The sequence below is a fragment of the Terriglobales bacterium genome, assembly GCA_035487355.1.
GTDB lineage: Bacteria > Acidobacteriota > Terriglobia > Terriglobales > Acidobacteriaceae > QIAW01.
Window position 1 is genome coordinate 1 of the sequence record DATHMF010000031.1, and the last position, 21,730, is coordinate 21,730.

The following is a 21,730-nucleotide window of genomic DNA, read 5'->3' on the forward strand; positions in this document are numbered from 1 at the left end:
GGCTTGTGCGAGATATCGAGATAGGCGCCGCCGTGCTCGCTTCCCCGCCCTTCGCGCACCTCTGTATAAATGGATCTTGCCACTACGTCGCGGGTGGAAAGCTCCATGCGCTGCGGATCGTATTTTTCCATGAAGCGCTCACCCAGCTTGTTGCGCAGGATGCCGCCCTCGCCGCGCACGGCTTCGGTCACCAGAATGCCTTGCACGCCCGGAGGCCATACCATGCCGGTGGGATGAAACTGGACGAACTCCATATCCATCAGTTCGGCTCCGGCATCGTAGGCCAGAGCCATGCCGTCGCCGGTGTACTCCCATGAATTGGATGTGACCCGCCACGCCTTGCCGATGCCACCCGTGGCTATCACGATGGATTTGGCCTTGAATACGATGAAGCGTCCTTGCTCGCGCCAGTAAGCGAATGCGCCGGCGACGCGGTTGCCATCTTTGAGCAAGCGCGTGACTGTGCACTCCATGTAGACATCAAAGCCGAGCGAGACGCCACGGTCCTGCAAGGTGCGGATCATCTCGAGGCCAGTGCGATCGCCAACATGGCAAAGGCGCTTAAAAGTATGCCCACCGAAGGCCCGCTGCAGGATGCGGCCGTCTTCGGTGCGATCGAAAAGCGCTCCCCACTGCTCTAGCTCGCGCACGCGGTCCGGAGCTTCCTGGGCGTGCAGTTGCGCCATGCGCCAGTTGTTCAGCAGTTTGCCGCCGCTCATGGTGTCGCGGAAATGGGTGCGCCAGTTATCAGCCGGGTCTACGTTGGCCATGGCCGCGGCCACGCCGCCCTCAGCCATCACGGTGTGTGCTTTGCCGAGAAGCGATTTGCAGATCACGCCCACGCTCGCGCCCTGGGCCAGGGCTTCAATAGCGGCGCGCAATCCTGCGCCCCCAGCCCCGATGATCAGGACATCATGCTCGCGCAGTTCATATTTTCCGTTGAATCGTTGTTCGTTCACAGTATTTTCAGGTCCCGAATGGCGCCGGTCGCAACCAGCCGAATGTAGAAGTCCGTCAGCCCGACAGAGATGAGGCTCGCCCAGGCAAACAGCATGTGCCGCTCGTTGAGGAAGCTGCTTAGCGTCCAGGCAGAGTGGCGTGCTCCCCCGCCGGCAACGCAGGAGAAGCAATCAAGCTTGCCGCCGATCAGATGGCGCAATGAGTGGCAGGACAAGGTGTACGAGGAGAGCAGAACAACGTTGACCAGCATGATGACTGAACCCAAGCCGACGTAGAAGCTGCCCTCAAACCAAAACGCCCGAATGGCGTCATACCAGAGGAAGCAAAGAAAGATGAAGGCAAGATAGAGAGCGTAACGGTGAAGGTTTTGCAGGATAAAGGGGAAGCGAGTCTCTCCGCTGTAGCTGCGGCGCCCTTCGCCTACTGCGCAGGCCGGCGGATCCCAAAGGAAGGCCCGGTACAGAGCCTTACGATAGTAGTAACAGGTTGCGCGGAAGCTCAGCGGGCCTCCTAGAATCAGAAATGCGGGAGAGAGGGGCCACCAGTGATGGTGGGGATCAATCAGGGGAGAGTAAAAGGGCGAGAGATAAGGGCCCCACTCATAAAAACCGCTCTCCCAGGCCCGCAACGTCGCATAGACGCTGAAGCCTCCCATCAAGACGATTACGGGCACGAGCTCCAACCACCATGCATCGCGCCGCTGTGTGCTGCCCAGACGAACCAGCGCCGGAGAATCCGCCAATCCTTCACCTCCGCAAAGCCCTATAGAGTAGTCAGAAAATAGGTTTTTGGCTAGTGCCTCGGGCGTTTTCTTTCAGGGTTCTTGTTTGACGCTCTCGGTGCGCGCCGGGAGTCCCGATGAATTTGCTCGCGTCTATTGCTTTTCCCTGGAGCTTGGAGCTGAGAATTTGGAGCTGTCTCCGAGGGTTGTTGGATCGGCATCTGGAGCATGCGGTGTCAGTTTCCGGATGATAAATTCCTGAATCAGATTAGCGACGGCAGTTGAGCCGGTCCTGATCAGCGCGTTTTCGAAGGTCAATGCTACTCCGCGATCTGTCTTTGGATAGTAGAGATTTGAGATACCGCCCGAGGCGAGGTTCCCGAGAATCCCCGAGTAATTAGGTTGCCACTGTTGGTTGTCGCCCTTGCAGATCACGGAACGCGAGATGGCATACCAGATTCGTGATCGCGTACTGCCAGTTCCCCTGTAGAAATAACGCGGATCCTGTTTCAGGAGCGATGGCAGTATGGCAGCCCCGATGAACGTGGCTGTAACACTGTCAGCATAGGATGCGCCGAAGCGCTTTCCATAACCTTGTGCGCCTTGCCCATATCCCCGGAGACGGCCATCGGCCTGCTCAACTCCGGCAACCGCCCCAGTCAGGGCGAAGTTGACTGGATCAATGGTCGTCTTCCAGGCCAGCTCGAATTTTTGCTTGGGGTTGAGAGGAACTGCATCGGGGATATAGCTGACATAGAAGTTGGGAACGAAGCCGAGCACGCGCTGCTTTTCCTGGACCTTGATCTGCTCTTCTGCTATTTCGGCGGGCGAGCCTCCAACCTGTACTTCAACGTGGACGGCGGGAACCAACGGGTTCCGCGGAGCAATGTAGACCTCCCCGGAATGCAAGATTCCAGAGGATGTTTGCGTCACGAAGCCCGTCGCCGCGATTCGAATCTGAAAGTCGCCGGGAACGACGTTGGCAAAGGAGTATTGCCCATCGCTGCCCGACAGCACTTCCTGGTTCAGGGATTGATCGTTTGGCGATTGACCCGGGCGTAAAAGTGTCACCCGGGCTCCGACGACAACGGCCCCAGTTCCGTCAACCACGGTTCCGCTGATGCGTCCCGCTAATTGCTGATCAGGCGCCTGCTCGCCGGCGGGCACATTTGTTCCCGGTGCTTGTACGGCAGGGGACTGCTGCGACTGGGACTGCGGCTGAGTCTGCGGCTGAGTCTGAGCCAAAACCGGAAGGCAAGACAGGATAGTCAGGCTGAGCCAAATTAAGCTTCCAAAACCACGAACTGAACCCGGGGCATTTCGCTTGCAACGATCCTTTTTCACAGAACCCTCACACTTGTCGTTATTTTATAGTAAAAGCGAACCGCAGAGGCCGCCGGGGAACGCAGAGGGAAATAAAAGCAGAAAACTCGCCGTAGATTACGCGCATCACGTTTTTTCACTCTGTCATCCTAAGCCGCGTATTTTGCGCGAAGGACCCCGAGGATGTCTGATTTGCCCATTGCCGCCGAAAGGCATTCTCTGAAGAAATTCTGCGTCCAGGCATGCTGGCGGACTTTCCGCTGCTAAGACGCCCCCCTTCGCAAACAAAAAGCGTGAAAGGGCAGCTATCGGCCACAGACGGCTCGAAAAAAAGCTTGCAAGAAAAAGCACTCCACTCGTTCCTCAGCTTAGAAGCAAGAGTTCCACCTGAAACCGGAGGACACCTATGTTGCGGTTCAGAGTTTTGCTTGCGGTTGTGGCGATCGTATTTTTCTGCCGGACAATTCCGGCGCAAACCATTGAGGTCAATGAGAAGGCAACACGCATCGAGCTGCACGACGCCGGAAGTCAGCTCATATTTCCTGTCCGGAACCTCTCTTCTGAAACCGTCCAAGCCCACTTAGGCATTGAGATCCTTGGTTCCGACGGAAAAGTCAGGGGGAAGACAGAGGAACAAGAAGCGATTTCTCCCGGGGCCAATCGAATCACAGTTCCATTTTCCTTCTGGACCGATACTGCCGACATGCAGACCCGGGATGCCCCCTGGGAGCGCCTGCGGTATACCTTCGAGTTTCAGGATGCAAAGCTTGCTCCCGTCTCCGGCGTTGTAGCCATCGCGCAAATCACACCGCAGCTGTTTGAGCTGAAAACCTGGAGGCCGCAATATGTCCTTGGTGATTCGGTCTATCGGGTTCGCGTTCACACGCAGCATCCGGTGACGCAGCAGCCTGTCGCCGGCGTCCAGGTGGAGGGGAAATTAGATTTTCACGACGATAAAGAGACCGTTCTTCACAGCAAGGCCGTCACCGACAAAAGCGGTAATGCAGTTCTGACATTCAGTATCCCCGATAATCAGCCTGCAAACGGGCCTGAACTCAGTGTCATCGCCACACGAGGCGGCTTTCAGCGTGAAATCTCTCCTGATGTTGATCTGCTCTATCTGGGCAACGCTCTTATCACCACCGACAAGCCAATTTATCAGCCCGGCCAGGTTTTGCACATGCGTGCACTCTTGGTGGCCGACTCCAAGCGAGTCAAGGCGAATGCCAATGTGATCGTGACGATCACCAATCCCGATCCAGACGACACGGTAATTTTCCGGGAGACGCTGCAAAGTTCCCGCTTTGGGATTGTGCATGCGGACTGGCAAATTCCCGAGAACCAGCAGCGGGGAGACTACAGGATCCAGGTAGTTCCGGCAGATGGTGACGACGCTCACCACTGGCGCGCAGAGGTTTTTGTAACTATCAGCCGCTATGAGTTGCCTAATTTCGTGGTGAACGTAAAGCCTGACAAGTCGTACTATTTGCCGGGCCAGAATGCCGAAGTCGAGGTGCGAGGCGACTATTTATTTGGAAAAGCGGTCAAGCATGGACACGTACGCGTCGTGCGAGAGGATAACCACCGATGGAGCTACACAGAACAAAAATGGGAGACCGAAGAAGGCGATGAATATAAGGGCGAATTGGATTCGAGCGGCCACTTTACGGCACACATCAATCTGAAAAAGGAAGAAGACGACCTGTCGGGCGATGATTACGCGCGCTTTAACGATCTGCATTTTGCCGCCTATGTCACGGATGCCACAACCCAGCGAACAGAGCAGCGGCGCTTCGACTTGCGTATCACACCATACGCCATTCACGTTTACTACATTCCAAGTGGCGGCCAGCATGAAGACCTGCCGTTGAATTTCTACCTTTCAGCTCAATATGCGGATGGCAAGCCCTGTCAGTGCGAAATTGCGATTCAGCGGTATTTCCAAAAGAATACGGTCGCGGAACAGCAGGAGCAGTACTCGCCGTTGACCAAAATCACCACCAATCGTTATGGGTTGGCCCGCGTTGTTGGTCTGAAGTTACCGCAACTGGAGGAAGATTCATCCGACTTGGGGTTGATGCTGGAAGCGCGCGATAGCCACGGCGTGTTTGGACGCCACCAGGAACGGACCAGCTCCCAGGATGAAGATGTCATCCGCATCTCGGCCGATAAAGCCCTGTATCGCGAGGGAGAACCGGTCAGCATTCAGATTGAGTCTAGCTTGAAAACAACGGCCTTGGTAGTTGAGGTCCTGAGCCATTCCAAGCTGATTGAGACAGAAGTTGTTCATTTGCGAAACGGCCGGGCCTGGCTCACCATCCCCTACTCTTCGCAATTTCAGGATGATGTGCAAATCACCGCGTACGACATGTCAAACAGCTCTTATGGTTATTGGGGGCTTCCCTTCGGCTCGCGCACAGTGCTTTATCCCAAGAAGCACGAATTGAACTTGAGTGTACGGTTGGGAAAGGCCGTGTTTCGTCCAGGAGAAGACGCCCAGGCCGATCTTCATGTGCAGGGTCCGAACGGCGAGAACGTTGAGGGCGCCCTGGCGCTGGCCATTACCGATAAAGCTGTTGATGCCCGTGCCCGGACTGAGCAAGATTTCAGCTCTGGAGGGAATTTCTGGTCTGGTTACGGCTATTGGTTTGACCGGGAAGATATCGCCGGGTTTCGCCGCAGTGACCTGGACAAGGTGGATGTAAGTGAGCCGGTGCCCGCCGATCTTGATCTGCTGGCCGAGGTCTTGCTTCGCAATGAATCATCGTGGGAGGGCCGTCCGAATACGGATACCAGCGGTGAAATGGAAAACCCCGCATCTGTTTTCCAAGCAGAGATCCATTCCAGGATTCTCTCGATAGCCACTGCCTTGAACCAACGCGTTGAGAAGGATCGCACATATCCCAGGGACGAAGAAACTCTCAGGCGCCTTTTGGCAGATGCCGGATTAAAACGCGAGGAAATTCGTGACCCGTGGGGAACAGCCTATCGGGCGCGTTTTTACTCGGAACGTGAGTTCGACAAGATGGTTTTCGTCAGTGCCGGGCCGGATAAGACCTTCGGTACAGCCGATGATTTTGAAGTGGAACCGATCTCCTGGCCCTATTTCCGCTCCTATGGCGAGGCCATCGATCGAACGGCAGAGCAGTACCAACAGCATGCCGGCAAATGCATTGTTGATGAAGCAACCTTGAAAAGCGAACTGCGAAACCAGGGTATTGACTGGGGGAAGGTAAGAGACCGATGGGGACAGCCGTATCGTCTGGAATTTGGTATTGAGAGGCGTTTGTGCACCATCGGTATCATAAGCGGAGGGCCAGACAAGGTCTATCGGTCCAAGGCATATTACGACTACGACGACTTTAGATTGTGGACTTCCAGAGTAGATTATCTCGGCGATCTCGAGGCCCAAATAAGGACCGCCATTGCGAATTATTATCGCGACACCTCCATTTTCCCGGAAAAGGAAGACGACCTGGCGAAAGCCCTTTCGGCAGCGGGACTGGATATGAACAGCAACAAAATGCGCGATCCCTGGGGCATGCCCTACTACCCGGTGTTTGAGCAGAACGCGATTTACACCGATCGCATCCTCGTCAAAGTGGCTTCCGGTTCCCGGCAGGAACAAAGCAAGCCGGTCACTACGCACCTCATGACCGTGCGCTTGCGCAGCAGCGGTTCGGACAAAGTAAAAGGAGACGCTGACGATTTTGAGCTGGTGCAGTTTTCCACCACTGTTTCCGAGCAATCGGCAAACGATGTTGTTCCGCAGCCAGTACAGGGCAAGGATAAAGTCGTATTCACGGACGAAACCGGAGCCATTGCCGGGATGGCGACAGACCCTTCCGGTGCGATCGTTGCCAATGCAGTCGTGACTGCTGTCTCCGACACAACCGGGGTCGAATTTAGAGCTACCACGGATGCGCAAGGACAATACTCGCTGACCTCACTGCCTCCAGGAACTTATGTCTTGCGATGTAATAGTCCGGGATTCAAGCTGCAACAAGTTAACGGTGTTGTTGTGCTCGCCAAAAGCGTTACGCATATAGACATGACATTGGATGTTGGAACTACGGCTGAAACTGTGGAAGTGACGGCCGCGGCGCTTCAAACGAACACAATGATCTCCGCAGCGATGGCCGATGTCAAAAAGGCCCCGCTTCCAGGCCGCAAAGCTGCTGAACTGGCTGCGATCAATCCTGGTGTAATGGCGTCGCCAATTTCAACTCCACGATTACGCGAATACTTTCCGGAGACGCTGCTGTGGCAGCCCGAGCTTATTACCGATAAGAGTGGACATTCGCACCTGAAGTTCAAGCTGGCCGACAACATCACCTCATGGAAGCTGTCGGTGTTGGCCTCGGATGCCAACGGCCAGATGGGCAGCGCAGAAAAAGAATTCACCGCCTTCCAGCCCTTCTTCGCCGATCACGACCCGCCGCCGGTGCTGACCCAGAACGATGAAATTTCGCTGCCCGTGGTGTTGCGCAATTACCTGAATAAACCACAACGGGTAAATGTAGAGATGAAAACCGAACCGTGGTTTACATTGCTGGGTGCGGCAAGCCAGCACGCTGATGTTCCCGCGGGCGATTCTACAAATGCAATCTTTCCCTTCCGCGCTATCACCGCCATACACGATGGCAAGCAACGTGTTACTGCTATCGGCAGTGATGCCAGCGATGCCATTGAACGCAAGGTCAGCGTGCATCCTGACGGCGAAGAGAAGGTCATTACTCAAAGCCAGATCTTCTCTAATCATGCGCAGTTCAGTGCGGCATTGCCTGATTCCGTTATTCCCGGATCGGTACACGCAGAACTGAAGATTTATCCCAATCTCATGGCGCATGTGATGGAGGCGATCGAAGGAAGTCTGGAACGGCCATACGGGTGCGGCGAGCAGACCATCTCTTCAACCTATCCCAACCTCCTGGTGTTGCGTGCCTATAAGGCGCAAGGCATCGAAGGGCCGAATGCTGCGCTGGCCAGGCATTTTCTGCAAACCGGCTACAATCGGTTGCTTTCTTACCGCTCGGGCGACGGGTTTGCCTACTGGACCAAAGAAGAGCCGGATTTTGCTCTTACTGCTTATGCCATCCAGTTTCTCAACGATGCCAAAGAATTTATCGCGGTGGATGAGGGCGTTATCTCTGCCGCACAACTTTGGCTGCTGCAGCAACAGGGAAAGAATGGCGCGTGGATCTCCACCTATACGTTTGCAAATGATGACTACAAAACCTGGTATGAACGTTCAACTACGTCTTATGTAACCCGCATACTGGCGCAGACCCTCAGCGACGAAGAGAAAAAACAGACACCTTCGCCGACGAACTTGTTGGGACACCTGCACTCAGCGTTTGATTATCTTGACAAGCATGTGCAAGACACCGATGAGCCCTATTTCATCGCCAACTACGCTTTGGTTGCGTCTGCCCTGGGAGAACAAACCGCCGCGGCGCAGGCGCGTACGCGTCTGCAATCACTGGTGCATAAACGCGATGGAGAAGCTTATTGGGAGCTGCAACGCAATACGCCATTCTATGGATGGGGCACGGCGGGCCAGGTGGAGACAACGGCTTTGGTTCTGCGCGCACTTGCGCAGGATGAGAATCACGCGAATCCTTTATTGTTCGACGGGCTGCGTTTTCTTCTGCAGGAAAAAGACCGCTATGGTGTGTGGTACTCCGGCCAGGCAACGGTAAATGTACTTAAAACTCTCATTGACCTGACCGATATATCCGGAGCAATAAACAAGGGAGAGAATCCGGCAGAAATAAAGGTCAATGGAAAGACAGCGAAAACCATCACCATTCCTTCTGGAAAAGAAATTGTGAGTCCTATCATCGTTGATCTCTCGGAATTCTTTTCTCCGGGAGAGGACCAGGTAGAACTCACAGGCACGTCCGATGCGGCGCGCTCTTCGGCGCAACTGGTTTCTACCTACTATGTTCCCTGGTCCGCATCAACCGCCGGCAAAGGCATGGATGAAAAGCACGGTGATTCCGACATCCTGCACCTGTCGGTGCACTACGACAAAACCGAAGCCAGGATCGGCGAAGAGATTCATTGCCAGGTAGACGTGGAACGCATCGGCTTCCGTGGCTATGGCATGATGCTGGCGGAAATAGGCTTGCCTCCGGCAGCAGATGTAGATCGCGAGTCCCTCGATAAAGCCATCGAGAACGCCGGATGGAGCCTCAACCACTACGATGTTCTTCCTGACCGTCTCGTCGCCTATGTGTGGCCGCATTATGGCGGAGGCGCAACCCACTTCGAGTTCGCATTCCGCCCGCGCATGGGAGAGGTAGCGCAGACCGCGCCTTCACTTCTGTATGATTACTACAATCCGGAGGCGCGTGCTGTGGTAGAGCCAACAAAGTTTGTTATCCACTGAGGAAAATAATCACGCGTTAATATCAATCCGCCTGCCGCGTCATATATGTTTTAGGGGACGCCCCTCGTTCCGCACAAAACTCGATATACTTCTAGAGATACCGCAGACCTTTAGAGCAGGAAATTCGTATCCCAGCACGGGCAGGAGTCCTCGATGAGACGAACCCGCATCAACCTCAAAGAGCCGGCGATGGTTGCGCTGGAGACCATGCGCGCCCACAAGCTGCGGTCGTTTCTGATGCTGCTGGGCGTCATTCTTTCGGTGACAACCTTGATCGTGGTCATCTCACTCATCGAGGGCATGAACCAGTATATTGCCGACCATGTGGCCAACATGGGGGTCAACGTCTTTCTGGTCAACCGCTTTCCTATCATTACCTCTTTAGAGGAATTCGTGAAAGCCCAGCGGCGCAATCGCAAGATAACCTGGGATGACTACGAGTTCTTGCGCGACAACATGAAGCAGGCCAAGGCGGTCGGCGTGCAAGTCAATACGCTCGGCAAAGTGCGTTACAACACCGAGAGCCTGGAAGACGTGGAGATCCGCGGCGTGACCGCCAACATCAGTCAGATGGATGTGGAAGAGCCGGCCACGGGCCGCTATGTCTCCGACCTGGATAACGACCACCGCACTCCGATTACCATGATCGGCTCCGAAGTCGCCAACCGGCTCTTTCCCAATGTGGATCCCATGGGCAAGGAGATCATGATTGATGGCAATCCGTACCAGGTGGTGGGAATTGCCAAGCCCGTGGGCAACGCCTTCGGGCAATCCCAGGACAGCTTTGCGTACATCCCTATCCAGACATTTTTCAAAGGCTACGGAAACCAGCGCAACCTCACCATCAACGTGCAGGCGCCTGCCGCCGAATGGATGAATCGTACAGAGGAAGAGGCGCGCACCATCATGCGCGCCCGCCGCCACCTGGCGCCCAACGACCTGGATAACTTCGGCATCCTCGCTTCGGATTCCGTCATGGAGCTTTGGAACAACATCACCGGGGCAATTGCCAACGGCATGGTAGGAATTGTTTTCGTATTCGTACTTGTAGGTGGAGTCGTGATCATGAATGTCATGCTGGCCAGCGTGACCGAGCGCACCCGCGAAGTGGGCATCCGCAAGTCGCTGGGGGCCCGCCGTTCAGATATCCTTTTGCAGTTTCTTGTAGAAGCATCCGTCATGAGCGCCATCGGCGGGGCCCTGGGAATTCTGATCGCCTATTTGCTCACCCTACTGGGGCGTCTGGCTTCGATTCCCATGTCGGTGCCCATTTGGGCGGTGCTGGTTTCGTTGCTCATTTCAGCCGGTGTTGGATTGTTTTTCGGGATCTATCCGGCAAACAAGGCCGCAAGGTTGAATCCCATTGAGGCGTTGCGCCATGAGATCTAGAGCACATTTTCTGCGCTTTGAATTGGGTGAAAACACCCGCATGGCGCTCAAAACCCTGCGCGAAAACAAATTACGGTCTTTGCTGACCGTAATCGGGGTGGTGATGGGCGTCACCACTTTGCTTTCCGTTTCTGCCATCATGGTAGGGCTCGATCAGGACATGCGGGCCTGGCTGCAGAATTTCGGCCCCGACACTCTTTTTATTTACAAATTCACGCCTGGCATTCACATTGGCCGGCTCAGTGCGGAAGAGCGCTCACGCAAGCCGTTGACCTACGACGACGGCATGGCCATCATGGAGCAAGCGCCGGCCGTCAAGACCTTAACCATTGGCATCTTTCCCCGCCGCGGTGGTATTCACACTGCCCGTTACCAGGGACACGAGGTCAATGGCGTGAACCACAACGGCAGCTTGTCTTCGTATGAAGACGTATACAACATCAGCATCGCGAAGGGCCGCTTCTTTTCCCAGGCGGAGGATGAACATCGCGCCGACGTGGTGATTATTGGCGCCGACCTGGCTGATACTTTCTTCCCGAATACGGACCCGCTCGGAAAAACCATTCTTGTGGATGCGGTTCCATATGAGGTCATTGGGGTGGAAGAGAAACGTAAAGGGCAGTTCTTTAAAAATCAATCGGCCGATCAAGGGGCGGTGGTGCCTTATCACACCTACGAGAAACACCATCCGGTTGATAATGACAATTTCATCGCGGCTTTGCCGTATCCGGGCATGAAGGCGGCGGCGGAAGACGAAATTCGCGAGGTGCTGCGCCGCACCCGCAAGGTGCCGTATGACAAGCCCGATAATTTTGGCATCTCCAGCGCCGATGAGATTGCAACCCAGTTCCACCAGATTACCGGCATGGTGGCCCTGGTCACCTTCGTGATCAGCTCCATCGGCCTGATGATCGGCGGCGTGGGCGTGATGAACATCATGCTGATGTCGGTCACCGAGCGCACCCGCGAAATTGGCGTGCGCAAGGCCATCGGGGCGCGGCGCCGCGACATTGTTGGCCAGTTCCTGGCGGAGGCCATTACATTGACCGGAGCGGGCGGCATGATCGGTGTGATCATCAGCTTAACCATCAGCCTGCTCCTCAACCTATTCCTGCCGAAGGTGCCTTCCTCGGTGCCTATGTGGGCGGTGGTGACCGGCGTGCTGGTTTCCATGAGCGTGGGGCTGTTTTTCGGGATTTACCCCGCAGTCAAAGCTGCACGGCTCGATCCGGTAGAAGCGCTGCGCTACGAATAACAGTCCTCAGTCCTCTGGGATTGGTTAACCACAAAGGACGCAGGAACGCTGGGGTAGGTTTCACTCAGAACTGCTGTTCCCCAAGTCCGCCCAGCACGCTGTTGGGATCCATTTCCACGAACCGGATCTCTGAGCCGGAGAGCACATAGAAGTGGAAATTCGATGTGGTGTTGTTGGTTTGGTCGGTGATCGCGGCTGTACCGCGTCCGGTGCTATCGATTGAATAGGCGCCGGAGAACGGGTCGTTGGGAGTCAGGCCTCCGAGCAGGTTTTGATCTTCTGTGCCGCTTAGATTTCCGGAGCCATCAGAGAAAAGCTGGCCGGAGATAGCCGTAGTGCCAAATGTACCGTCACTTAACAGCAGATCAAAGTTGCCCTGGAGGCTGGCATTAGAGAAGCTGGCCGGGGTTTGTTGCTCGGCTGTGCCGGTAATCACGCCGTCACTATCCACGTACAGGAAATAAGCCGTGGTCGGCGAGATTTGGTAGAAAACGTAGTCCAGGGGTGTAGTCCCGGCGGTGAACGTGGTCTGGCCGCGGCCCGAGGAGGAGTCGGCAGAGTAGGTGCCGCTGAATGCCAAACCATCAGCAATCGTTCCACCAATGTTGGCGTCCAGGACGCCATTGGAAATGTTCCCGGCCCCATCAGCATTCATGATTCCGCCGGCAGCGAACGGCTGGAAGTCCATGTTGAATGAATCAGTGGAGAATATGCCGCTTTGCGACAAGACGTAGTTGCCCTGGAGTGCGGCATTTCCCAAGTTTCCGCTTTGCTGCGTGGCTGAGCCGACCATATCGGGAGCCGGATCCAGCGATACAAAGAGCGCCTGGTTGCTGGAGACCATATAAAGAGCAAAGTTGAGGGTATTGCCAAGGGAGTCATTCAATGTCATTAATCCTCGGCCGTTGCTCGAGACCGAGTAAGAACCGCTAAGGGTACCCGATCCAATGGTCCCGGCATCATTGAAGTCTTCGTTGCCACTGGTTACGTTGCCGGCGCCATCGGCGTTGAATTGGCCGATCAAGGCAAGAGGGAAGACCGCGCCTGTGGAATCCTCATCGAATCCGCTCACGGAAAACGCAAATGGACCGTTGAGTGAGCTGGTGTGGAAAGAGGTAGGATCCTGTTTCTTAAGAATGCCGCTGGCCACCGCTAATTGATCGAATTGCGTGATTGCGCTGTCGCCATTTACGGTGAGCGAAAAGTTGAAGGTCGTCGTACCGAATGTACCGGTGATGGAGGCTGAACCCCTGCCATCAGGACCAACCGAATAAGTGCCGCTAAACGTCTGGCCAGAGGAGATGGTTGGCGGAAATGAACTGGTCACTAAATCTTCCAGACCATTGATCAAATTGCCCTGACCATCGGCCTGAAAACTTCCAGCGGCTACAAGTAAATTCCCCGAGTTAAGGTCGGTGCCATGAAACGAGAATGCGTATCGGCCATTAAGATTTGCGTTGGAGAAAGTCACCACAGTCACAGTGCCCGTGCCCATGATTGCGTTCTGCGTGGCTGTGATGGTTGCTGAGCCTCCGACTTGCAAGCCCGTTGCTACACCGGAAGAATTTACGCTCACTGCTGCCGAGTTGTTCGAACTCCAGGCTGCGGTTGCGGTGATGTCCTGACTAAACCCGTTGTTAAACATTCCTACAGCAGTAAATTGCTGCGAGCTGGTGTAAGGAATCGTCGTGCTGGCAGGCGTGACCTGGATGCTGGTCAATACGGGCACGGTTACGGTCAGAACAGTGGAATCATTGTGGCCGCTGAAGCTGGCCGAGATCGTAGTTGTGCCTGGCGCCTGGGGCCTGGCGAGGCCGGAGGCGTCAATCGTGGCAGTGGAGGAGCTGGTCGAACCCCAGGTCGTGGCCGCGGTAACATCTTGCGTGCTGTTATCGGAGTAGGTGGCCGTTGCCGTAAACTGCTGATTCAATCCGGTGGGAACCGAAGGATTGACCGGCGTGATGGCGATGGAGCTGACTGGTAGATTGGGAACCACAGTAATCGTGGTTGATCCATGAAACGGGCCTGAATCGGCGCTGATGGTTACAGTTCCCGGTGCGACAGGAGTCACAAGACCTGCGCTCACAGTAGCAACGCCAGGATTGCTGGACCTCCAGGTGGCGGCGTTAGTGAGATCTTTGCCGCCTGCGCCCGTAATCGAAAGAAAATCTCCTGTTGCTGTAAGCTGTTGAGTTGTACTTGAAACGACCGTACCGTTGGCCGGTGAAATCTGGACACGAAATGGACCCGATGCTGCAAAAGACAAGGTTGTTAAAAACAGAACTATTCCACGACTGAGGGCGCGCATAGAAGGGCCTTGGGTTCCTTAAATGAATTTTGGGGGTTGCAACCATGATATCAAAACCCTAGGTCGCTTGTGATGTTGCGTCGCTTTACAAAACTTAATGTTGGGATTCAACCGCAGAGAACGCGGAGAAACGCGGAGGAAAGCCGAGTGGAGATGAGCTCGCGGCGAAGAGTGTTGCTGAGTATTGTTGTGGTGGCATTCTTGCTTCGTCTTCTAGTTTTGACCTTGGGGCATACCTACCGTTTTTCTCCGCGCGATGAGAACTTTGGTTTTGGCTGGGAGACCGGACGCATTGCCCGCTCCATCGCCCAGGGTGAGGGATTCAGCTCTCCCATGCAGGGACATACCGGCCCGACGGCATGGATTGCGCCGCTCTATCCATATTTTCTGGCGGGATTGTTCAAGCTCTTTGGGGTCTACTCCAATACCGCTGCCTGGGTTGCGCTGGCGGTGAACAGTTTGTTCTCGGCGCTGACCTGTGCAGTCTTATATCTATTAGGGGAAGAGCTATTCAGCTCGACCGTGGGGCTATGGACAGCATGGATATGGGCATTTTCACCCTATGCTATCTACTGGCCGATCCGCTTTGCCTGGGAGACCAGCTTTGCAACATTTTTGCTCAGTGTTGTCTTCCTGATTGCCGTCAGGTTGGAGCGTAACAACCGCATTTCTTCCTGGCTGTGGTTCGCTTTCTCATGGGCGCTGATTGCGCTGAGCAATCCTTCGCTGCTGAGCTTTCTGCCGTTCTGTGGGATTTGGGTCCTCTATCGCCAGCACCGCGCAGGAACGATGAAACTGCACTACGCAGTCTTATCGGGATTGTTATTTGTTGGCTTGATCACGCCCTGGCTGGTGCGCAATGATCTGGTGTTTGGGAAGTTTGTGTTCATTCGCGACAATGCCGGCGCGGAGCTGCGTCTGGGGAATGGTCCGGGTGCGGATGGCCAATGGATGTCGTGGCTGCATCCCAGCAAAGACCAGGTGGAGTTGAAAAGGTACCGGAGCCTGGGCGAACTTGCCTACGTGCAGGTGCGCAAGCAGGAGGCGTTGCAGTGGATTTCACAAAACCGCGGGCTCTTTGCCGTCATTAGTCTCAAACGCGCCTTCTTCTTCTGGTTTGGGACCCCGCGCGCCACCGATTCCATTCTGGTTGACCTCGGCCGCGACCTGTTTTTTTCTTTGAATTCAATCCTGGCAATTTTTGGCCTGGGGGTGGCCTTGCGCCGCAACCTGCGGGGAGCGATGTTGTTTTTCTGGATGTTCCTTTCCATCCCGATGATTTACTATTTTACGTTCACACATCCCCGCTATCGCCATCCGATTGAACCGGAGATGCTGCTGGTAAGCGTTTATCTGTTTACGGCAGTGGAAATGCATAAAGCGGGAAGGCAATAAGTAATCGCCTGAAATTTACGATTTACGAAGTACGATTTACGATTTGTTTCAAAAAAGGCTTTGTGTCAAGCACGGCTTTAGAGCTTGCGGAAAAATCAGGTTTCTTGTCATTCCGACACGAAGTGGAGGAATCCCTTTTGTGCCGAAACTCCGCATTTGTCAGGGCGCGAGATTTTGTCAGTGCCACAACGATGTTTGCACTATCGTGGAAGAGCACGGCTTTTAGCCGTGCGTTAAGGGCTAAAGACCTAATTCATGAATCCATTGCCTGCGCAGTCACAATGTAAAACACTTTCCATCATTATTCCTGCTTATAACGAGAAGGAAACCATTCAGCGCGTTATCGAGAGCGTGATGGCCGTTCCTATCAAGCTGACGCGCGAGCTCATCATCGTGGATGATTGCTCCAAGGACGGCACGCGAGAGATTCTGCAGGAGCTGAAGCCGCCAGTCGGGGCCACCCTCAAGGTCCTCATGCACGACCGCAACCAGGGCAAAGGAGCAGCGATTCGCACCGGCCTGGAACACATAACCGGAGACATCGTGCTGGTACAGGATGCGGACCTGGAATATGATCCCGCTGATTTTCCCGCGCTATTAGAGCCGATTCTTTCAGGCAGGGCAGACGTGGTTTTTGGCAACCGCTTTCATGGCGGTACGCACCGCGTGCTTTATTTCTGGCATTACCAGGCGAACCTTTTTTTAACCACGCTATGCAACATGATTGCCAACCTCAATCTCAGCGACATGGAGGTGGGGTACAAGGTCTTTCGCACCGAGTTCATCAAGAAAGTAAAGCTGACGGCCAACCGCTTTGGCTTTGAGCCCGAAATCACCATTAAGGTCGCCCGCCTGAAGTGCCGGATCTATGAAGTGCCTATTTCCTATCACGGGCGTACTTACGAAGAGGGGAAAAAGATTACCTGGAAGGACGGGGTCGCAGCCTTGTATTTTCTGATCAGAATTGGGATTTTCGGCTAAGAACCGGTTTTTCACCACAAGAGACACAGAGACAGAGACACAGAGGAAGTGCGGTAGTGTCCTAATTTGACGCGTGGGCGGTCTTGTTGCATAAAGGAGAGCAAAGGAGAGCTCTGTGGGCGCAAAAGAGAAAATGAACTCGATTGGCCAGCCCGTGCCGGAGTTGCCGGTCGCTGATGTCGAACGCGCACAGCAGCATTACAGAGATGCACTCGGCTTTGAGATTGGATGGCTTTATCCAGGCAAAGAGATTGGGGCCGTGTCACGCGGTGGTGTGGCGATATTCTTTCGGAAGAGGAAGCCGCCGTTCGAACCTGCCGTTCACTGGGTGTTCGCTGAAGATATCGATGCGTCGTACCAGGAACTGAAGTCGTTAGGTGCGAACATCGTGGATCCTCTGGAAAAAAAGCCTTGGGGGTTGCGGCAGTTCACCGTAAAGGACCTGGACGGGAATCTCTTCTATTTCCACCATGACTAAACAAACGTCGCATTCAAATTAGGACACTACCCGAAGTGCGAATAACAGCATCTTCTTTGTACCATTGATATAATTAATAATTCTGCTCAGATTTTTTTATTCGGAGTATCAATCCAATGATTCGTTTCCTGCAAACCCCCGGTAAGGCGAAAAAGATCGTCTTAAGCGCAATGCTGTTAGTGATCTGTGTGGCCATGGTGTGGTACCTGGTGCCCTCCTCAGGAGGTGATTTCTCAACCAGCCACCCGGGCGTCCTGGCCACGGTGGGCGGCCAGGAGGTCAACGTCAGTGACATTCAGAAGCTCTCGCCCAACCGGGACCTTTTGGGGCCGGAATTCAACCAGGCTTTTAACGAGGTGGTTGGCGAAAAAGTCCTATTGATGGAAGCCGACCGCATCGGACTCAGGGTCACGGACGATGAATTGCGGGACGCCTTGCACAAGGGGCAATACGGGCAGATCTTTTTCCCCAAGGGACAATTCGTCGGAGAAGAGGAGTACACCAACATTCTGCGAGATCGGGCCAACACCACCGTGCCTGAATTCGAGAAAAACGTTAAGACCCAGTTGCTGCTGGGCAAGCTGCAGAAGTTGGTGACGGCCGGGGCCCAGGTCCCACTGGAAGAGGTGCAGCGCGAGTTTGTGAAACAAAACACCAGGGTGAAGCTGCAATACGCCATTATCAATTCGGATGAAATCGCCAAGACGATCAATCCGACCGAGACCGAACTCAAGGCTTTTTACGAGCAGCGCAAGGCATCGTATGCCACTGCCTTGCCGGAGAAGCGGAAGGCGCGTTACATCGCTATTGATATCAGCAAGCTTCAGAACCAGGTCAAAGTTTCTCCTGATGAGTTGCAGAGCTATTACAAGCAGCATATAGAAGAGTTCCGCCAGCCGGAGCAGGTAAAGGCCAGCCATATCCTCATCAGGGTGGCCAAGGGATCCGACGCCAAGGTGGATGAAGCAGCGCGCGCCAAGGCCGAAGATATTCTGAAACAGCTCAAAGCCGGGGCAAAGTTTGAAGAACTGGCGAAAAAATATTCCGAGGATACCGGTCAAAACGGGTTCCCGGGAAGCGCCCAACAAGGAGGTTCTCTGGGATGGTTTGGGCATGGTCAGATGGTGAAGGAATTCGACCAGGCTGCGTTCTCTTTACCTGTAGGCCAGATCAGCGGACTTGTGAAGACCGAGTATGGTTACCACATCATCCGGGTTGACGACAAACACGAAGCCCGCCTCCAGCCGTTGGAAGAGGTGAGGAGCCAGATTGAGCCGCAGGTAGCCGGTCTTAAAGCGCATCAAGAGGCTGATTCACTTGCCGCCGCGGTGACGAAAGAGGCCCAGATGCATGGGCTGGAATCCGCAGCAGCCAAGAACCATCTTAATATCGTGAACCAGGAGTGGTTTTCCCACAGCGATTCATTGACAGGCATAGGGAAGTCCTCCGATTTCATGGACGCAGCTTTTAGCGCCAAAGAGAAATCGCCTCCCAGCGAAGTGGCAACCGACAGCGGCTACGTGGTGTTCGAGATTACGGCGGTGCAGCCTCCGGCAGCTCCAACGTATGACGATGTTCGCAGCCAGGTTGCGAGCGACTACAAGAATGAGCAAACGGCGATGGGTCTGTACAAGAAAACCCAGGAGCTCGGCGACCGCGCCCATGTGCTGAAGGACCTGGCGCGCGCAGCCAAGGAGCTTGGCGCCAAGGTAGAGACCACCAGCGACTTCGTAGGACCGCAAGACCCGGTCAAAGGTTTGGGCAGCATGGGCGGGCAAGCCGCGGTTGCCTTCAGCCTGAAGCCGGGCGAAATCAGCTCTCCGATTCGCGCGGGCAGCAATGGAGCTGTGCTGACGGTGATCGAGCGCAAGGAGCCGACCCAGGCCGAAATCGAAAAAGGAAGCGACCAGGTCCGCGAATCGCTGGTGAACGAGAAACGCCAGGAGATGCTGGTACTCTACATTGACGGCTTGAGGCAGACCATGGAAAAGGAAGGCAAGGTCAAGGTCAACCAAAAGGAATTGGACCTTTATACCAAGCGCGCCGCAGCCCCGCAGCAGACCAGTCAAGGCCCTCTCAATTACTGAGCGCTGCTTTAGTGTAGAGCGCTATAGGAATGGAAGCTGGTTTCCAGTGCGCAGGCTGTGGCGAGTGGAACGAAATCGTTGTAGATGAATCTGCGGCGGGCCACCAGCAGTACGTGGAAGATTGCCAGGTGTGTTGCAAGCCTAATCTGCTTTCCGTTGAAGTTGATCGCAGCTCAGGTGAGTTGCGGATCACGGCAGAACTGGAATCGTAGAACTTTATACCTAGGGATTGTTTCAAAAATATCTTTCGCCTCGAACGCTAAACCGCAGGGGCTAAAGCCCGATTTTTTGGGGCCTAAACGGCACGACTGAAGTCGTGCCCTGATGCAAAATTTAAACTTATGCCATTTCAGCGTTCGAGCGGAATCCTGCTCCATCCAACTTCACTGCCCGCACGCGGCGGCATTGGTGACTTCGGTCCAGCAGCCCATGATTTTGTGCGCTTCCTTGGGCAGGCGCGGCAGGGCTTATGGCAGGTGCTTCCTCTGGGGCCAACCGGCGCGGGCAACTCTCCTTACAGCTCGATCTCAGCTTTTGCCGGCAATCCACTGCTGGTGAGTCTGGAGCGGCTGGCGGAGCGCGGATGGATTGACGCCAAGCACCTCAAGTCCTTGCCCGAGGCGGTTTCTGCCATTGACTACCAGCAGGCCGGCGCCGTCAAACTTCCCCTGCTGCAGTCCGCAGCGAAGAATTTTCTTCAGCAAGGCAACGATTCTGCCCGGCAGAAGTTCCGGCGATTTCAGGAAGAGAACCGCTGGTGGCTCGATGACTTTGCATTATTTGAAGTCCTGCGGCAAAAATACAAGGGGGCGCCATGGAACTCATGGGAGCGCGGCCTCGCGCGCCGCGAGGCTGAAGCATTGCAGAAGGCGAGAGCAGAACTCGGGCCGGAACTGGAGATTTCTGCCGCCATACAATTTGCCTTCTTCGAGCAGTGGCGCGCGCTGCGGCAGGCTTGTGCGCGGTATGGCGTCCGCATTTTGGGTGACATTGCCATCTTTGTCAGTTATGACAGCGCCGACGTTTGGCGCCATCCTGACCTTTTCTACTTGGATTCGGATCTGCAGCCTACGGTCGTGGCAGGCGTGCCGCCGGATGTCTACAGCCAGACAGGACAGCGCTGGGGGAATCCGCTGTATCGCTGGGATGTGATGCGGGCACGCGGCTTCGATTGGTGGATCCAGCGCGTGCGCTGGGCCTTAATGCAGTGTGACATTGTTCGCATTGACCACTTTCGCGGCTTCGAAAAATATTGGGAGATTCCCGCAGCCGACCCCACCGCCGTGAGTGGACTCTGGCAGCCTGGGCCGGGTGACGATCTCTTTCATGCTCTGCGCCATGCCCTGGGAGACTTGCCGCTGATCGCTGAAGATTTAGGTTACATCACACCCGAGGTGCATGCCTTGCGTGAGCGCTTCCAGATGCCGGGGATGCGCGTGCTGCAGTTCGGCTTTGGCAATCCGGGAGCACATTATTATCTTCCGCATCGCTTCCACAGCAACACCGTGGTTTACACCAGTACGCATGACAGCGACACCACGCTGGGCTGGTGGCGTTCCGGCGTTACAGACACCGAGCGGAGAGCGGTGCGTGCGTACTTCGGACCGAAAGTAGAGGAAGAAGTGCATTGGGCCTTTATCCATGCGGCTGCGTCCTCGGTTGCGGATCTATGCATTGCGCCGCTGCAGGACGTGCTTGGGCTGGGCAGCGAGGCGCGCATGAATATCCCCAGCCATGCCGACGGCAATTGGATGTGGCGATACCAGCCGGGTGCGTTGAGCCAGGAGGCCGCCGAACGCCTGGCTGCGCTGATAGCAATTACCGACCGTGATGCACATCTTGCAGGGGCTGGGCAGCAAGGGCAGGAAGAAGATTTTGCGGCGTAGGGCGTGGCCCGAAATCCCAGGTTAAGCCTCTGCGTAACTCAGCGTCCTCTGCGGTAAGGCTTTTGTCTTTGGCTAAGAGCTAAGAGCTAAGAGCTTCTTCCCAACTCTTGTTCGTGGTCCCATTGTGGTATCAAAGGCTTAACTTCTGAGAAAGTCTGGATTATCCTAAAGTCTCAAGGTGTATCCGGCACCACAATTCGAAGATGCACGAACAGATTTAGTGGCTTCAGTTGTCATCCCGACCGGCACAGGCCGCTGGCAACTGTCATTAAGACCCAAGCAAACAGGGGGGCCCCCGGTCACCGGCCCAGAGGTCCCCAGCCAAAATTGACTGCGCCAATTGAAAATGGCAACTGGCACAGGCCGCTGGCAACTGTCATTAAGACCCAAGCAAGCACGGGGGGCCCCCGGTCACCCGCCCAGAGGTCCCCAGCCAAAATTGACTGCGCCAATTGAAAATGGCAACTGGCAACAGGCCGCTGGCAGCTGTCATTAAGACCCAAGCAAACAAGGGGGCCCCTGGACCGATCTGCACAAATCAGCTTCGCTTCTG

13 protein-coding genes are annotated in these 21,730 nt (G+C 55.1%); 9 read left to right on the plus strand and 4 right to left on the minus strand.

Going from position 1 to position 21,730, the window contains the following annotated elements:
- From VK738_07335 to VK738_07345, 3 genes are all read right to left on the minus strand, one after another.
- A partial coding sequence (locus tag VK738_07335; protein HTD22450.1) for an FAD-binding protein occupies positions 1-959 on the minus strand: 959 nt, incomplete at its 3' end.
- On the minus strand, positions 956-1,702 hold the full coding sequence (locus VK738_07340) for a hypothetical protein (protein ID HTD22451.1): 747 nt from the start codon (positions 1,700-1,702) through the stop codon (positions 956-958). The genes VK738_07340 and VK738_07335, both read right to left, overlap by 4 nt.
- Before the next feature lie 132 nt (positions 1,703-1,834).
- The gene (locus VK738_07345) at positions 1,835-2,926 is read right to left on the minus strand and encodes a carboxypeptidase-like regulatory domain-containing protein (protein ID HTD22452.1); all 1,092 of its coding nucleotides are present in this window, start codon (positions 2,924-2,926) and stop codon (positions 1,835-1,837) included.
- Between the two features lie 484 nt (positions 2,927-3,410).
- Between VK738_07345 and VK738_07350 the strand changes: the two genes are divergently transcribed.
- From VK738_07350 to VK738_07360, 3 genes are all read left to right on the plus strand, one after another.
- Positions 3,411-9,398 carry an alpha-2-macroglobulin family protein gene (locus VK738_07350; GenBank protein ID HTD22453.1) on the plus strand — a complete coding sequence of 1,996 codons (5,988 nt, stop codon included), beginning with the start codon at positions 3,411-3,413 and terminating at the stop codon, positions 9,396-9,398.
- Between the two features lie 153 nt (positions 9,399-9,551).
- Entirely contained in the window at positions 9,552-10,787 is a 1,236-nt protein-coding gene (locus VK738_07355) for an ABC transporter permease (GenBank protein HTD22454.1), read from the plus strand.
- Entirely contained in the window at positions 10,777-12,042 is a 1,266-nt protein-coding gene (locus VK738_07360; protein HTD22455.1) for an ABC transporter permease, read from the plus strand. Before VK738_07355 ends, VK738_07360 begins: the two co-directional genes overlap by 11 nt.
- Before the next feature lie 64 nt (positions 12,043-12,106).
- On the opposite strand, the gene VK738_07365 is transcribed toward VK738_07360, so the two are convergent.
- A complete protein-coding gene (locus VK738_07365) occupies positions 12,107-14,350 on the minus strand; it encodes an Ig-like domain-containing protein (protein HTD22456.1) in 2,244 nt (747 codons plus the stop codon).
- Positions 14,351-14,503: 153 nt separating this feature from the next.
- Here VK738_07365 and VK738_07370 point away from each other — a divergent pair, with 153 nt between their 5' ends.
- The 6 genes from VK738_07370 to malQ all read left to right on the plus strand — a co-directional run bounded on the left by VK738_07370 (position 14,504) and on the right by malQ (position 21,177).
- Entirely contained in the window at positions 14,504-15,745 is a 1,242-nt protein-coding gene (locus VK738_07370; GenBank protein HTD22457.1) for a glycosyltransferase family 39 protein, read from the plus strand.
- 255 nt (positions 15,746-16,000) lie between these two features.
- Positions 16,001-16,726: a glycosyltransferase family 2 protein gene (locus VK738_07375; GenBank protein ID HTD22458.1), complete on the plus strand. Its 726-nt coding sequence runs from the start codon at positions 16,001-16,003 to the stop codon at positions 16,724-16,726.
- A 115-nt stretch (positions 16,727-16,841) separates the two neighbouring features.
- A complete protein-coding gene (locus VK738_07380) occupies positions 16,842-17,204 on the plus strand; it encodes a VOC family protein (protein HTD22459.1) in 363 nt (120 codons plus the stop codon).
- 116 nt (positions 17,205-17,320) lie between these two features.
- A complete protein-coding gene (locus VK738_07385; protein ID HTD22460.1) occupies positions 17,321-19,291 on the plus strand; it encodes a peptidyl-prolyl cis-trans isomerase in 1,971 nt (656 codons plus the stop codon).
- Between the two features lie 29 nt (positions 19,292-19,320).
- Positions 19,321-19,503, plus strand: a complete 183-nt coding sequence (locus VK738_07390) for a CPXCG motif-containing cysteine-rich protein (protein HTD22461.1) — start codon at positions 19,321-19,323, stop codon at positions 19,501-19,503.
- Between the two features lie 129 nt (positions 19,504-19,632).
- On the plus strand, positions 19,633-21,177 hold the full coding sequence (gene malQ / locus VK738_07395) for a 4-alpha-glucanotransferase (protein ID HTD22462.1): 1,545 nt from the start codon (positions 19,633-19,635) through the stop codon (positions 21,175-21,177).
- Positions 21,178-21,730 lie beyond the last annotated feature (553 nt).